Genomic DNA, 16,034 nt, shown 5'->3' with positions numbered 1-16,034 from the left:
GAGGAGACTCATTTGGCATTTCAGGTCTGGCGGGACCCGGCAGGTCCGTACCTGGCTCGCGCGAGAAGCATTTGAGGCGGGCCACCGGAAGCTCGACACAGTACGGGGTGCGGAGGGTGTCTGGGTGGGCCGCGGTAAGAACAAACGCCTCACATTCCGGCCATCGGCGGTGCCTTCGTCCCGCGCCGGCTCCGTGTCCGCTGCACGCGCTGCAGTAATCCTCGACGACTTTTCCGCACTGGCCTTCGGCAACGAATGGACCTGTACGCCTTTGTCGCCCGGTTCCTGGCTGGAACAATTGTTGGATAGTGCGGTTGATTTCCTGTTCGTGGAATCCGCCTGGAATGGAAACAGGGGGCAGTGGACCGGAAAAATTGTCGGCAGGGAACACGCTGCTCCCTCAACACTGGCTCAACTGACGTCTTGGTGCCGCGAGCAGGGGATTCCGACGGTCTTCTGGAATAAGGAGGACCCGCCTCACTACGACGACTTCATCGCTGCGGCCAAGTTGTTCGACTTTGTGTTTACGAGCGACGCCAACCGGCTCGACGCGTATGTGAGGGATCTCGGGCACAACCGAGTGGACGTACTGTCATTTGCTGCCCAACCAATCATCCATAACCCGGTCCGTCCGAAATACGGCTGGCACGAGAGGGACGTGGCTTTTGGCGGGATGTACTTCGCCGAGAAATATCCCGAACGCCGAGAGCAGCTCGACATCCTGCTAGAGGCCGCCGCGGCCGCTTCGCCCATAATGGAAACAGGGTTGGAAATTTTCTCCCGGCAGATGGGCGGGGACTCCAGATACCAGTTTCCCCCTCCGTTCGCCGACAGGGTTGTGGGCTCGCTCGACTATCCCGAGATGCTCACGGCCTACAAGGCTTACAAGACGTTCCTCAACGTTAATTCGGTGGTCGATTCGCCCACCATGTGCTCGCGGCGAATTTTCGAGATCATTGCCTCCGGATCGAACGTCCTGACTACCCCCAGTGCCGCAATCGGAACGCACTTCAGTCCGGATGAAATCTTCACCGTTACCACCGCAACGGAAGCGGAGCAACTCTTGCGCGCATTGCACAGGAACCCGGAGTTGGGCGAGCGCCAACTGCACCGGGGCCAGCGGAGGATATGGCGGGAACATACTTACCGGGCTCGCAGCAACCAAATACTGGCCGCCGTCGCCCCCCAGCTACCCCATCAAATCCGTCGCCCGACCGTATCACTGCTGGTGTCAACGATTCGGCCCTGGCAACTTGAGCACGTTTTCCAGACCGTCGGAAGCCAGCGTGATGTGGACGCAGAGTTAGTGCTCCTGACTCATGGCTTCAAAGCGGACGCCGCAACGATCAGTCACCTGAAAGAACAATACGGTGTTTCAGCTGTGACCTTGCTGACAGCGGAAGCTCACGTTTCATTGGGGGAATGCCTGAATAAGTGCGTGTCAGCGGCGGAGGGACAGGTCCTGACCAAGATGGACGACGACGACTTCTACGCCGCGGACTACCTCAGTGATCAGCTTCACGCGTTGGAGTATTCCGCCGCGGACGTCGTGGGAAAACAGGCTCACTACATGTATCTCGCGGACCGGAACGCAACGCTTCTTCGCTTCTCCGAGTGGGAGCACCGGTATACTCGGACGGTCATGGGACCCACAATTATGGGATCCGCGGACGTTTTCCGTAGCAGCCCTTTTGCAGCAGTGGGCAGCGGTGAAGATACACGCTTCCTTCGTGATGTTGGTGCTGGCGGCGGTGTGGTTTATGCGTCAGATAGGTTCAACTACTGTCAACAGCGTGCCTCTGAAGGCCACACCTGGAATATTAGCGGTGCCGAGTTGATGGCCAGCAGTGTGTTGAAGTTTTTTGGAAATTACAGAGATCAAGTCTCTGTCTGAGTGGGGGTTCGCCTTGAATACTATAGAAACCGTAGCTGTCATCGGATTGGGCTACATCGGTCTGCCGACAGCGGCGATTCTTGCCGGAAACGGCATCCACGTCATCGGTGTAGACGTTAACCCGGACACCGTCGAGTCCGTCAACCGCGGTGAACTTCCCTTTGTTGAGCCAGACCTGGCATCCTACGTAGCCGGCGCCGTAAGCCAGCACAAGCTAAGCGCATCCGCTGAGACTCCCGCTGTGCAGGCATACATCGTGGCCGTCCCCACCCCCTTCAACACCGACCACACCGCTGACGTGACATACATCAAGGCCGCAGCGCGCGCCATCGCCCCCCAGCTTGTGGGTGGAGAGCTCGTAATTCTTGAGTCCACGTCGCCTCCAGGAACCACGCAGCTCCTCGGTGACTACCTCGTCAGCCTGCGGCCGGACTTGAGTCTCGACGGAGCGCACGGCAAACCGTCCATCCATGTAGCTCACTGCCCGGAGCGTGTGCTGCCCGGCCGGATCATGATTGAACTTGTCACCAATGATCGCATCGTCGGGGGCCTAACCCCCGAGGCAGCCCGGCTCGCCAAAGCCTTGTACGCCGTCTTCTGCCAGGGCGAGATCCTCGTCACCGATGCAGCCACAGCGGAGATGGCCAAGCTTGTCGAAAACTCCTACCGGGACGTCAATATTGCCTTCGCGAACGAGCTTTCGGTCATCAGCGACAAACTGGGCATCAACGTCTGGGAACTCATTAAACTCGCCAACCACCACCCCCGCGTCAACATCCTGCAGCCGGGCCCCGGCGTGGGCGGACACTGCATCGCCGTCGATCCCTGGTTCATTGTCGCCGCTGCCCCGGAGGAAGCCAGGCTGATCCGGCAGGCACGCGAAACCAACGACTCGAAGCCCGACTGGGTCGTCAAGAAAGTACAGGAAGCTGTGGGGGAGACAGTAGCGCCCAAGATCGCTGTCTTGGGGCTGGCGTTCAAGGCAAACATTGATGACCTCCGCGAGTCACCCGCCGTCGCAATTGTCGAAAAGCTCAGCGCGAAGCTGGACGGCGCAGAACTCCTGGTTGTGGAACCGCATGTGGATCAGCTCCCGCGGCAGCTTGCAGGTCTCAGCAATGTAGTCCTGCAGGACCTGGATGCGGCGGTGGCTGCGGCCGACGCCGTTCTGCTCCTCGTCGACCACGACGACTTCAGAGAAATGGACCTGCAGCTCATGGCTGACAAGCACGTGTTCGATACACGGGGAATCTGGCAGTAATTTGCCCGACGCGGACACGGAGTGAAGCCTTGAAGTATGCAGATGAAGTCGCCCAGGTGGCGACAGTCAAATTGGCCAAGCGCAAAAGGTATCTGCAGGATATCGACGGTGTCATCCAGGACTATGAGCGACTTCTGTCCCATGAAGCCGGGAGCCGGCGTCAGGTGGAGGTTTTGGAGAAAGATCTCCGCGCCATGCGAAGGGCCCGGGACAATGCAAAAGCTGAGTTGAACTCGGCGAACGATGACCGCAAGAAACTCAGGTCAGCGCTGAAAGCGCTCCGCTCCTCCAAGAGCCTGCGGGTAGGGCAGGCAATTCTTGCTCCCGCTCGGAGTCTCGCTCGCGCATTTGGAGACTCGGGGACGCCGACCCGGGCCATCCCAGCATCGCCCGAGCCCACTTCCAGAGCAGGATCGGGACGATCGTCGTCCAGGAAGTCGGACGGGTCCGTGGACAGGTCAGCCGCGGTCAAGCCGGTCAGTGCTTCGACGGTTTCTGTTGTCAGGCGTGAAGACCTCTTCGGTGAGTTTGCTGCGCAGCCGTCCAAGGCCGCCGCGATGAAGCTGATCTCCCACGATTACTTCGTCGAGGGAGCGATCCTGGAACCCGCAGAGTTCATTCTGCAGAACCCTGCACTCCTCGCGGATCTCGCCGGTTCTGAACTCGCGCTTGTGCAAAATATCCTTGGGCAGCGCGAATTGCTGACCCGGGAGCAGTTCCTCTCCCCACGGCAACCCAATGCAGGGTACGCTGCGGAGCGCAACCGGATCATGTACTGTGCACACAGCACCGGACACTTCAACAGCAACGGCTATTCGACGCGAACCGGCGGTGTCGTCGCCGGACTGAATGCCAACGGCGAAGACGTCCTCGTTGTGGCACGCCCGGGGTACCCATGGGATTCGAAGGTCGATGTTGAAGTATCTTCCAAGGAACGCTTCGAGCGTGAAATTAGTGGTGTCACGCATATCTACAACCCTGGACCAAGTTGGACCGTTGACCGCCTGGACTACTATCTGGCCGAGGCCGTAGATGTCTACGTTCGCGAGGCCCAGCGTAACCGGGTGTCGCTGATTCAGTCTGCCTCGAATTACGTAACGGCATTGCCGGCACTCATGGCGGCCCGTCGGCTGGGAATCCCCTTTGCCTATGAAGTCCGGGGACTCTGGGAGGTCACGCAGCTGTCAAACAACCCCGGCTGGCGAGAGACCGACCGCTTTAATCTAGCCGTCAAACTCGAAACCCTGGTGGCAACAGAGTCCGATCTCGTTCTGGCAATAACTAGCCAGGTGCGGGACGAATTGGTGCGGCGCGGGATCGACTCATCCTTGATCAGCCTGATGCCTAATTCGGTGGACACCGATACGTTCTCTCCGATGCCCGCTCTGGAGCCCCTGCGTCGGAAGCTTGGACTGGCGGAGACCACAACCGTTGTCGGCTACGCGGGTAGCCTTGTGGCTTATGAGGGCTTGGACGATCTCCTGGATGCCGCCAAATTAGTCCTGGACGAGGGCTTGGACGTTACTTTGGTGATTGTCGGGGACGGCGTTCAGTTGCCCGAGCTGAAACGGAGGGCCGTTGAACTCGGAATCGCTGACAACGTGAAGTTCACAGGTAGAGTCCCGGCTGGAGAAATCCCTAACTACGTGAGCCTTTTCGACATCATGCCCTGTCCCCGGCGGCGGCTACCGGTTACTGAGATGGTTTCGCCGCTCAAACCTCTCGAGGCTATGGCCAGCGCCAAGGCCTTGATCCTCAGTGACCTCGCCCCGTTGCGCGACCTTGCAGGACCCGATCAGGGGCGCGCTTTGCTCTCCGAAGCAGGAAACCCCAACTCCCTTGCGGAGGCAATCACAGTTTTGGCCAGGGACTCCGAGCGGCGAACCGCGATGGGCAGACGAGCCCGCCTCTGGGCCATAGACGAACGCACTTGGCGCTCCACCGGCAGCAAAGCCGTCGCAGCGCACGGCCGGGCGGGCAACAGCGTAGCACCTGCGGCAGGACGCAAACTGTCGGAGTTGACCGTTGGAATAATCGCCGACGAATTCACTCTCGAGGGTATGCGCGGCGAAACGTCACTGGTCGAGCTCCGACCGGATTCTTGGCGACAGCAAATCGATGCACAGCCGCTTGACGCGCTCTTCGTGGAGTCCGCCTGGGAAGGGATTGACGGCTCCTGGAAGCAAAAGGTCGGCTATTACGACGACGAGCGATTCACCGCGTTGAGAGCCATCCTGGAACACTGCAACAACGTGGGTGTCCCGACGATCTTCTGGAATAAGGAAGATCCGGTGCACTTCAACAGGTTCAGCCGAACGGCCGCTCATTTTGACCACGTATTCACGACAGATTCGGATTGTATCCGCAGATACAAAGCGGACGCCGGTCCCCGGCAGCGAACGGTCGCTTCGCTTCCCTTTTACGCCCAACCCCGGTTACATAACATCGTTCCGTCCGACCGCCCCTATGATCACTCCGTCGCCTACGCCGGTTCCTACTATGGCGACCGATATAAGGTCCGGTCCGAGGAATTGGCGACGGTTCTTGACGTTGCAGAGAACCACGGCCTGGCTATCTACGACAGGCAGCATCTGAATCCGGAGAGCCCCTACCGCTTCCCAGACCACCTGACCCGATATGTGCGGGGAGGGCTGAGCTACGCTGAAATGGTTGACGCCTACAAGTCCCATCCTGTGCACATAAATGTCAACTCTGTAGAAGCCTCGCCCACGATGTTTTCCCGGCGCGTCATGGAAGTCGCCGCATCCGGCTCGGCAGTCCTGAGCGGCAGAGGAATCGGCGTTGAACACATAATGAATGGCCTTGTGCCGGTCGTCGAGGGGTCAGAAGAGATAGACCTACTGGTCACCGAATGGATGAACAACGAGCCGTCGCGCATTAGGGACGCGTGGCTCGCCTACAGGCATGTGCACAGGGGTCACACTGCGGGACACCGTCTGGCTTATGTCCTTCGCACTGCGGGGCTCATCGTGGAAGCTCCTGAGCTGCCCGGCTATGCGGTTTTTGTGGAAAGCCTTACGCCCGAAATCGCCTCGGTACTCGCGATTCAGACCGTGCAACCCATTCGGATCTACTCCACAAGTGGCGGGAGGGCCGGGGACTTGCCAGTGGAGATTGTGGCAGATTTCGCCGACGCAGCCAAGCTGGCGAAAGAGGAGGGGACCTCGTTCATCGGATTCCCGGGAACGGGACATTGCGATCGCACAGTATTTGAGGACATGCTCACTGCCACCAGCTTCGGAACCTGGAGTTCGGTGGGTATATCAAGTGATGACTTGGACGTCCCGGGCGTCGGGCTCGGCCGTCGTGGCTCGGCGGTTTCGGGAAGCCCGTCGCTAAGAGCCCTCGATGCCTGTCAGGCCGACCACCACTTCTGTCTTCGCAGGGAACTTGTACCAATGGACCAGCCATCGGGGGCGCAGCCCCCTAGCAAGCCCAAGAATGTGCTGGTTGCCGGGCACGACCTAAAATTTGCCACGGGCCTCATCTCAGAACTTGAGGCGCTGGGGCACAGCGTCTTGATCGACAAGTGGACGGATCACAACACACACGATGAAGGGGAAAGCCAGCGCCTACTTGCGCAGGCTGATGTCATTTTCTGTGAATGGACGCTCGGCAATGCCGTCTGGTACTCGAAGAACAAATCCTCACACCAGCGTCTGGTGACACGACTTCACCTCCAGGAAATCTCTCGGCCCTTCGTTAAGAACGTTTCGTACGCAGCCGTGGATGAAGTGGTTTTCGTCGGAAGGCACATTCTTGAGGTAGCGGTTCGCGATCACAAAGTTCCACGGGAAATAAGTCGAGTCGTCCCAAATTCGGTCGCCACAGTGGAACTGCGGCAGGACAAGGTTGCCGGCGCCAGGTTCAATCTTGGGTTCGTCGGAATCGTTCCCGCCCGCAAGCGCTTGGACACTGCCTTGGATGTACTGAGGCTGCTCCGGATGCTGGACGACCGGTACCGTCTGTTTATCAAGGGCAAGCGGCCCGAAGATTTCGCGTGGATGGCCAATCGCCCCGAAGAAATGTTGTTCTACGATGAACAGTACCGGCGAATCGAAACTGATCCGCTGCTCGTCGGAGCAGTTGCCTTTGATGCCCAGGGCGACGACATGGCTGCGTGGTACCGGAAGATCGGAGTGGTGCTGTCGGTCAGCGACTTTGAATCCTTCCACTTGACGCTGCCGGACGGTGCCGCTTCCGGCGCTCTGCCAGCCAGCCTCGCGTGGCCGGGCGCGGATCAGATCTACCCGACAAGTTGGTTGCATGCCGATGCGCGCGAACTGGCCGAATTCGTCGGCTCCCTAGACGAGGCGTCATGGGGTCATGCTGCGGAGGTCGCCCAAGACTACGTTGTCTCCCAGTTCGAATCACGCCATGTGCTGTCGACACTGACAAGTGTCATCCTCGGTGAAGGCGCGGCCGACCCTGCACGTCCGGAGGCGTAGCTGCGCGTCCTGTCCTGCACATCACTAGTGCAGTACGGGGCGATGGCTACCGCTCGCCGCCAATTCTGCGGAGCTCAGCCTGCTGATGCCCGTGGGCTGCAATTAACGATGCCACCAGTCGGGCGGGCTCAGGGGAGAGTCACCCACGGCGTGGTGAAGGAGCGGACAACATCCTCTTTGGGGTTTCTTAGAAATACCCTTGCCCGGTACCGGCCGGCAGGTTTTGCACTCCATCTGGCTTTGTTGTCGTTGCCGAAGGGTGTTCGAGCTACGGACTCGACACCACGAAAAAGTCGGGAGGCAAGCTCCCAGCCGACTGGCAACTGCACCTCAAGGCAGAGGCCAGCCGGATCCTCGCTGGAACGCCGGAAGGAGTAGGGCACAGCCTCTTCGCCTGATCCAGAGATCTCCTGCTGGATATTTGCGGTCAGGAATTGCCCATACACCGCTCCGATTTCAGCATGGGGGAGGCCGGGCAGGACCGTCAGTTCCAGGTCTTTTAGCTGAGTCTCAGCGTAGGATTTCAGGGGCAAAACGTGGTTCTTGTAGTGATGGTCTGCCTCACCCACCAGAATCGACAGGCGGGTTGTATCAAGCATGTCGTCGATGGCATTGAAGACCACCTCATCGAGGGCGCTCACTGAGTCCTCGCTGGTGTCTCCCGTCATGAAACGCAGGATGTTGGCGTGCGGATCCCGGAGGAACGAGCCGATTCTGACTTGTGGTGCGCCTACGATGATACGTCCGGCTCCGGCGGCGATGCCATGGAGTATGGCTGCGCTCCCGCCTTTGGACGATCCTGCCGTGATGAGATCCTTGGCGGTGAGGCCCAGTCGGTCAAGCTCCTGACCGATGAGCGCTTGAGTCGCGGAGAAGATGGATCTGTCGCCGTGGTCCGACAAATAATACGAACCCTGGTCTCCGAAATCGTCAAGGATATACAGGGCGTGCACCCCGGACGTATCAACGGATTTCTTGTAATTGAAAGTAAAGTCGCCCTGCTGGTGAATAGCGGTGAAGACGACGGCAAGTTTTCGCGCGCCTGAGTGCGAGCCCGCCGGTACCGAGAGGTAGTTCAGTCCTACGCTCCCGCTGCTGCGCCGCCAAGCATTCGATTCCACTTTAAGTCCCCGGTCGAGGTAGCTGAAATCAGACAATCGGATTTGCGTGTTGAGCTGAGCGCCACTGCCTTCGAACGAGATCTTGACGACCGGAGCCGGCACGGCTTCGCCGAAACGCGGAAAGCGCCAGCCGAGGTGCTTGGGCCGTTTCTCGCCCCTATGGAGCGAGACTTTGGTGGGGACATTCGCATCGAATCGAAGATCCATCAATTTGCGGCCACCGTGGAACAGTTCGAAACCCTGCCCGTGGACGACAGCTTCAACGTCCTGCCCGAGATTCCATAGGAGCTCGTAGCTATGTTCCTCTTGGCTTTCAATAGTGTCCGACACTTCGAGGTAGGGAACGCCTTCCCGCTCTTGGATGTCGACGGTTCTGGAATGAGTTGTGTCCCTCAACCGCCCCGTACGCCCGGTGACCCGGTAACCGTCCGCGCGAACTTCGTGGGCCTCCATGGTGGTGAGGTGAGCTGACTCGTCGGTACGAGGCAGGGAGATGCCGTCCACAACGATGCAATTGTGCGCATAGGACGAGTAGCCGTACTTAGTCAGAGGATCTTTGTAGTCGTAGCCGTAGGCGCCGGCCTCGGACAGCAGATCGACGCCGTCGCTGCGCAGGAACAGACTCAGGTCATCGGAGTGTTTGTGGTAATTCGCGTTGTAAGCTGCGCTGAAGTATGCAAACGAGGCGTTGGGATTTCCCCAGGAGCTGCGGTAGATGGCGTACCCGGAGTCTGGCAGTACCAGCGTTCTTCGTTGGGGCTTCGAGCCAATCTTTCCGGCGGAAGCAGCATATGCAAATTCATTGCTATCGAAGATATTTTGCCGCGCAGCGCTAGTCTCCAGCTGCTGCGTCGTGTCGCTGACCGGCGGGTACATTCCGTTCGGCATGAGCGCGTGCGTCGCGTATTCGGCAGCGTTCCGCAGCAGCGACCGGTAATAGTCAGCGTGATGGTGCCCCGCCCTGGATAAGATATCCAGGACACCGTGAACGTGCTTGGACACCATAAGGTGATAAGTCGGGGTATTTTCGACATGGACACCGTCGGAAGTGAACGACGTCGAAAAATACGAGTACAACCGCGCCGTCGCGGTGGCAAAGAAACCTTCGCGGTCATTGGGCGGGACGTAGTCGCACATAACCGAAAAATAGAGCAGTGAGAGGTCCTGGAACATGCCGTGGTTGTTGCCAGTGGCATGAAAATCGTCCGATTCGAGCAGGCGCGCGGTGTCCAAAGCCAGCTCGGCCAGCCAGTTGTAGTCCTCGTCGGGAACGAGATCTTTCAGCCGCAGCAGCAGTGACGTCAGCTGGATCAGCCGCTGGGCCGTGGTCTCATCATGGTGCGACACCTCGGGGATCCGTTTGGCATCACCGTAGTTCGCCGCCCAGCTGCGGGCCACCCGAAGCGCGAAAGCCGCGTACTTGGCGCCCGCGACGGGATCGCCGAGCACTGTCCCGTGCCAGTCAGAGAAGAACAAAAAGCCGTGCACATAGCGCGCCTGGGAGCGTTTGGTTGCGTCCGCCCAAATATCGCCGTCGTTGAAGGGTAGATTTCCGAATCTTGCGCTGACAATTTTGCCGTCCTTGAAGAATTTTTCCGCGCGCGATCGGGCCGTTTCATCTGCGGCCCGGGGTAGCTGACGGATCACGGCTTCCCGCATCAGGTCAAAATTAGTCGGCACCAAGAGTTCTCCAGTCTTTACCGCGGGTCCAGATGCATGATGCCCGGCCAGGCATAGTTCTGACCGGACGTATTGTGCGTCAGCGCCCGAACTCGTCGATTCTGCTACCGACATTTAGCAGCTGCGCAACTGCGGCGACCGTCCGCTCAGAGGCCCGGCCATCGCCATAGGGATTTACCGCGTTGGCCATCGAATCGAAATGATCCTGGTCATGCAGGAGCCGGTCGACTTCCTTCACAATGCGTTCTTCATCAGTACCGATCAGGGTCACGGTTCCGGCGTCGACTGCTTCGGGACGTTCGGTATTGTCCCGCATCACCAGGACGGGCTTGCCCAGGCTCGGTGCCTCTTCCTGCACCCCGCCTGAGTCCGTCAGGACGATATGGGCCAGCGAGAGCATGCGGGTGAATTCACCATAGGCCAGTGGCTCCGTGACGATGACGTTCGGCTTGCCTTCGAGGGCGGGCAAGACTGCTTCGCGTACCACGGGGTTCTTGTGCGCCGGTAGGACGATTACCAAGTTAGGTTCGGCGTCGGCAATCCTTGCCAGAGCCCGGCCCACTCCGCGCATGGCATCGCCCTGGTTCTCCCGGCGGTGAGTGGTCACCAGCAGGATTTTCCGGCCGCTGGCTGCGAGTTCCTCAAGCTGAGGGTCGGTGAAGGGGATCTGCTTGCCGACAGTCGTCAGCAAAGCATCGATGACTGAGTTGCCGGTGACAACTATGTCGCTTGCATTGATGCCTTCGGCGAGGAGATTGGCACGGCTGACACTCGTGGGCGCAAGGTGGAGGCTCGCGATTTGGCTCGTTATTTTGCGGTTGGCCTCTTCGGGGAACGGAGAGAAGAGATCGCCGCTGCGGAGGCCCGCTTCCACGTGTACCACCGGGATTCCGTGATAAAAAGCAGCAATGGCTCCGGCTGTGGACGTCGTCGTGTCACCCTGCACGATCACAGCATCAGGTTTCTTCTCGGCGAAAAGCTTGTCCAATCCGTCGATGGTCCGGGTCATGATGGCGGATAGCGACTGCCGCTGCTGCAGGATGTTGAGGTCGTGGTCCGGCACAATTCCGAAAAGCTCATTAACCTGGTCCAGCATCTCTCGGTGCTGGCCGGTGACGGTCACGACACAGTCGAAAAGCTCAGATTCGTGCAGTGCGGCGACGATTGGGGCCATCTTGATGGCCTCGGGCCGAGTGCCGAATATCGGCATGATGCTGGGCATGGGTGTTTCTCCCGAAAATTTGTGGACGTCGGCAATGATGCTACGGGAACAGGCGACAAATCACTGAATCGGGGCCGGCCCCGGCACGCGATTCAGTGCACCAGGACTTCCAACAAAGCGTCGTGGCCCTATCTAACTCTCGAGAAGCAGTGCGATCACCAGCGCGAGAATGCTGATCGAGACAAATATCACGGCCAATAGCGCGACGGCCCTCTTACGTCCATACGTCTGTACCCGAGCCGATACGATTCCGACTGGCCGTTTGGCCCCGTGACTTTGGACCGTCTCCAACGGCAAAGGGTCCACACCGGGAACCAGTAGAGTGTCCGGGATCTCGCCATGAAGGATACGCTTTCGCAGATGGCGCGGAGCGGCGACCAACTGGGAGGTGTTCGGGGATTCGTCCACCACGTGCTCCTCCTCATCTGATCGGGCTAAGTCGGTTGTGCATGCATCAGCCAAGCTGTCGGAACGTCCACGGCGTCCGCATCAATTCTTGCACCACTGCCCCTGAGTCGCGCATTCCAGCCGCAGACACATGTAAATCTGGCGCCCGGATTTAGCGAGAAACCGGCGCCGTCACTGCTCGGGGCTCAGCGCGGGTGCCATGCACCCATCTGGAGGGCCGCCGTCTTGAACGGCTCGGCCAGACCTGCTCCGGCGTGAGTTGCCGCCTTGAACCGGGACATTCAAGCCGCTATGAAATGATTGTTCAGGGAATTTTGGTCCGCTAGGTGCGTGGGTCAGTAATGAGGGTGCCGGTTTTAAAACGCCGGAGGATTAGCCGGGGCCTGGTAGGGGTGGCTGGGAGAATTGGGGGTATGGATACTGGTTCTTCTGGCCTGAATGGTTTGTTCGATGAGTCCCTGGTGGAGCGTGTCGAGCTCCCGGCCGATGTCCCCATGGATGCCAACGGCGGGATCAACAAACGCTTCAAGGCGTTCGAGCCCGATGCGGTGATGCTGGTCCCGCCGTCGCTGGAGGAATGGTTGCCCCAGGGCCATCTGGCCCGGTTCGTTGGCGAGCTTGTGGACGATGAACTGGATCTGACCCGGTTCTATGCTTCCTATGCCAAGGCGAAGGGCCAGCCGCCGTATGATCCGAGGCTGATGCTGCGGATCGTGCTGTACGGGTACTGCGTGGGGGTGCGGTCCTCGCGGGAACTGGAGCGGGCCTGCACGGACGTGGTCGCGTTCCGTTGGCTGTCGGCCCAGCAGGCCCCGGACTTCCGGTCGATCGGACGGTTCCGCGAACGCCACCTCGCGGCACTGGGGAACGTGTTCCTTCAGGCCCTGGAACTGTGCCGGGTGTTGCGCGTCGCATTGTTTGGCGGTGGGGGCGTCGTTGCCTGTGACGATGCTGGTTTCCGGGTCCGGGTCTTGATTTAGTGCCGTCGGCGGCGTCAAGCTGACGATGACTGGATACGACGAACGGCCCGGCGCACAGTTTTTGGAAGCATGCGTCGGGCCGTTCTGACGCGTTAGGACCGCGCCGATGCTCACGGTAAGTCATGATCCCCCCGCTGTCGAGTCCGACCTGGCCGGTAGACGGTTGACGTGTCCGGGCTGCGCGGGCGTGCTGGCTCCGTGGGGGTGGGCTCGGGTGCGGCTGATCCGCCATGGTCGCGGCGCTGGAGCGGGTGTTGTGGAGGTCCGTCCGCGCCGTGGTCGCTGCACTGGGTGCGCGGGGACGCATGTGTTGCTGGGGGTGGAATTCGCGGCTCGACGCGCTGATCCGGCAGCGGTGATCGCTGCCGCGATCGAGGCGAAGGTTGTTGGTTCCGGTCACCGCACGATAGCGGGTTTGCTGGGCCGGCCGGTGTCAACGGTGCGTGGCTGGTTACGCGGTTTCACCGCGTGTGCTGCGGCCGTGGTTGAGGCATGCACGGCCTTGGCGCACTGTCACGGGGCGGACGCGGCCGGGGTATGGCCTGCCCCGGTGCCGGCCTTGGCGGGGCGGGCGGTGGGCGTGGTGGCAGCGTACGCATCCGTGCTCGCGCAACGCTTCTCCGTCGCCGTGGTGGACTGGCATGCGGCCGGTCCATGGTTCTTTAGCGCCCGGTGGTGGCAGGGACGGGAGCAACACGAGTTGGCCCTTATGCCCGTCGTGGCGGCCGGTCAGGGTGGGAGAAGCACCGGCTGATCAGAGCCGGGGCCATGACTCCCTGATCTGTGAAGGAAGACCCAGTTATGACGCAGCCACTGCAGCGCGGGCCCTTGGCCCGTAAGGACCGGGCGGAGAATACCGCTTTGTTCCGTTACCAGCTCGTCCGTGAGTCCGCCGACCCGTCGTTGACGACCCGACAGCGTGGACCGTTGGTCCGGGCCCTGGCCGCGAGGGAACACACGGGCCCGGACGGGAATCCCGTGCGGTATTCGAGGGAAACCCTGGACCGGTGGATCCGGGCCTGGCAACGGGACGGTTTCGACGGGCTCAAACCCAGAGAACGCGCTATGGGTCCCGTGACGCCGGCGCAGACCCTGGCCCTGGCGGAGACGCTGAAGCGGGAGCGGCCGAACCGGACCGCGGCCCAGGTGCGTCGGATCATGGTGGAAACCCTCGGTGACGCGCCTTCGGAAACCACGCTGCTGCGCCACTTCCGCACCTTGGAGCTCCCTACCGGCACGAACCCGCAGGCCACCGGCCGGTTCGAAGCAGCCCACCCGAACGAGATCTGGGTCGGCGACGGGCTCCACGGGCCCCGGATCGGCGGCCGGAAAACGTACCTGTTCGCGTTCGTCGATGATCATTCACGCCTGGTCACCGCGGCCCGGTGGGCGTTCGCCGAAGACGCCGTGAGGCTCTCCGCCGCCCTGCGTCCTGCCCTGCAAACGCACGGCGTTCCCGAATCCGTGTATGTCGATAACGGCTCCGCTTTTGTTGACGCATCCTTGGCGAGGATCTGCGCGAGGCTGGGCATGAAGCTGATCCATTCCAGACCTTACCGGCCCCAGGGCAGGGGCAGGATCGAACGGTTCTTCAACACCGTCACTTCCCAGTTCCTGACAGAAATCACCGTCATCGACACCCCCGTCCAGCTCACCGTCCCGGGCACCGACCTGGCAGAAACCGTCGGGGAGGATCCCGCCGGGAGCGCGATCGGCTCGCTGGAAGAGCTGAACACGTTGTTCATCTCCTGGGTGCAGATGGTCTACCACCGGCAAGTGCATTCCACGACCGGGATGACGCCACTGGCCCGGTGGGACGCGGGCTGGGAACACCGCCGCCCGGACCGGCAGGATCCGGACGTAATCGCCGAAGCATTCCGCTGGTCCGCTACCCGGAAAGTGACGAAAACCGCGACCGTGTCACTGCAGGGCAACATCTATCAAGTCGATCCGCTGCTCGCCGGAACCCGTATCGAGCTGATCTACGACCCGTTCGATCTCACCGGCCCCGTCGCGGTCACCGCCGCCAACGGCGTCCCTGCCGGTGAAGCAGTCCTGCAGGAGATCCGCCGCCATGTTCACCCCAAAGCCGTCAACGCCGCTAAGGACGCAGACACCGGGGCGAAGAACGCAGCCACCGGCATCGACTACCTGCGCCTGATCGAGACCCGACACAAAACCACCCTGACCGGCGCCCCGATCAGCTTCGAGAAAATGGCCGCCAGTGCAGGCGTGACCGGAACGACTGGAGGAGCCCAATGAGCATCTCGAACCTGCAATCCCACTACGGCTTCACGACCATGCCTTTCGGCCGTTCCATCCCGGCCCAGGCCCTGCACCCCCACCCCAGCCATCGGGAAGCGATCGCACGGATCCAATGGTGCGTAGCCCAGCGCCAAATGGGCGTGGTCACCGGCGAGGTCGGTGCCGGCAAGACCGTCGCCGTCAGAGCGGCCCTGGCCCAGCTGGAAGCCTCACGCCACCAGATCATCTATATCGCGGACCCCACGATCGGCATGCGCGGCATCCAGTCCCAAATCGTCACAGCCCTCGGCGGGCAGCCAGCGTTCTACTCCGGGGTCCTGGCCCACCAAACCGCGTCCCTGCTCGCCGGGGAACTGGACGAACGCTCCCGCCTCCCCGTCGTCGTGATCGACGAAGCCCACCTCCTGGGCAACACCGATCTGGAGTCCCTGCGGATGCTGAGATGGACACCGGCAGCCACTTCGCACTGCTGCTCGTCGGCCAACCAACCCTGCGCCGCCGACTCAAACTCGCGGTCCTCGCCGCCCTGGACCAACGGATTTCCACCAGATTCGCGATTACCGGCATCGGCCCAGCAGACACCACCGACTACATCCGCCACCATCTCAAATACGCTGGCCGCTCCGACACCCTCTTTTCCGACGACGCCGTCGCCGCGATCCACCAAGCGTCCCGAGGTTACCCCAGGGCCGTGAACAACCTCGCCGTCGCCGCCCTGATCGCGACCTACGCCG

7 protein-coding genes and 1 pseudogene are annotated in these 16,034 nt (G+C 60.9%); 6 read left to right on the top strand and 2 right to left on the bottom strand.

Features of this window, described 5'->3' with window-relative positions:
- Positions 1 to 124 precede the first annotated feature (124 nt).
- The 3 genes from RCH07_RS00410 to RCH07_RS00400 are packed head-to-tail and all read left to right on the top strand — an operon-like array spanning position 125 to position 7,624.
- Entirely contained in the window at positions 125 to 1,894 is a 1,770-nt protein-coding gene (locus RCH07_RS00410; protein WP_326965488.1) for a CgeB family protein, read from the top strand.
- Between the two features lie 13 nt (positions 1,895 to 1,907).
- Entirely contained in the window at positions 1,908 to 3,155 is a 1,248-nt protein-coding gene (gene wecC / locus RCH07_RS00405) for a UDP-N-acetyl-D-mannosamine dehydrogenase (protein ID WP_326965487.1), read from the top strand.
- A gap of 29 nt (positions 3,156 to 3,184) precedes the next feature.
- Positions 3,185 to 7,624: a glycosyltransferase gene (locus RCH07_RS00400; RefSeq protein WP_326965486.1), complete on the top strand. Its 4,440-nt coding sequence runs from the start codon at positions 3,185 to 3,187 to the stop codon at positions 7,622 to 7,624.
- Between the two features lie 128 nt (positions 7,625 to 7,752).
- On the opposite strand, the gene RCH07_RS00395 is transcribed toward RCH07_RS00400, so the two are convergent.
- A complete protein-coding gene (locus RCH07_RS00395; protein WP_326965655.1) occupies positions 7,753 to 10,425 on the bottom strand; it encodes a heparinase II/III domain-containing protein in 2,673 nt (890 codons plus the stop codon).
- 79 nt (positions 10,426 to 10,504) lie between these two features.
- Entirely contained in the window at positions 10,505 to 11,647 is a 1,143-nt protein-coding gene (gene wecB / locus RCH07_RS00390) for a non-hydrolyzing UDP-N-acetylglucosamine 2-epimerase (RefSeq protein WP_326965485.1), read from the bottom strand.
- Between the two features lie 920 nt (positions 11,648 to 12,567).
- Here wecB and RCH07_RS00385 point away from each other — a divergent pair.
- From RCH07_RS00385 to RCH07_RS00375, 3 genes and pseudogenes are all read left to right on the top strand, one after another.
- A pseudogene (locus RCH07_RS00385) lies at positions 12,568 to 12,954 on the top strand (transposase); the annotation flags it as partial.
- Between the two features lie 882 nt (positions 12,955 to 13,836).
- On the top strand, positions 13,837 to 15,297 hold the full coding sequence (locus tag RCH07_RS00380; RefSeq protein WP_326965484.1) for a DDE-type integrase/transposase/recombinase: 1,461 nt from the start codon (positions 13,837 to 13,839) through the stop codon (positions 15,295 to 15,297).
- Positions 15,294 to 15,995 (top strand): ExeA family protein, encoded by a 702-nt coding sequence (locus RCH07_RS00375; protein WP_326965483.1) that lies wholly within the window; start codon positions 15,294 to 15,296, stop codon positions 15,993 to 15,995. Before RCH07_RS00380 ends, RCH07_RS00375 begins: the two co-directional genes overlap by 4 nt.
- Positions 15,996 to 16,034 lie beyond the last annotated feature (39 nt).

It is taken from the genome of Arthrobacter sp. CG_A4 (genome assembly GCF_035985125.1).
Lineage (GTDB): Bacteria > Actinomycetota > Actinomycetes > Actinomycetales > Micrococcaceae > Arthrobacter.
Note: the sequence above shows the minus strand (reverse complement) of the source record. Positions and strands in the feature narration are given on the sequence as shown.

Excerpts from the sequence above, each read along its gene's own strand:
- wecB (WP_326965485.1), bottom strand. The coding sequence starts at position 11,647 with ATGCCCAGCATCATGCCGATATTCGGCACTCGGCCCGAGGCCATCAAG.
- RCH07_RS00380 (WP_326965484.1), top strand. The coding sequence starts at position 13,837 with ATGACGCAGCCACTGCAGCGCGGGCCCTTGGCCCGTAAGGACCGGGCG.
- RCH07_RS00375 (WP_326965483.1), top strand. The coding sequence starts at position 15,294 with ATGAGCATCTCGAACCTGCAATCCCACTACGGCTTCACGACCATGCCT.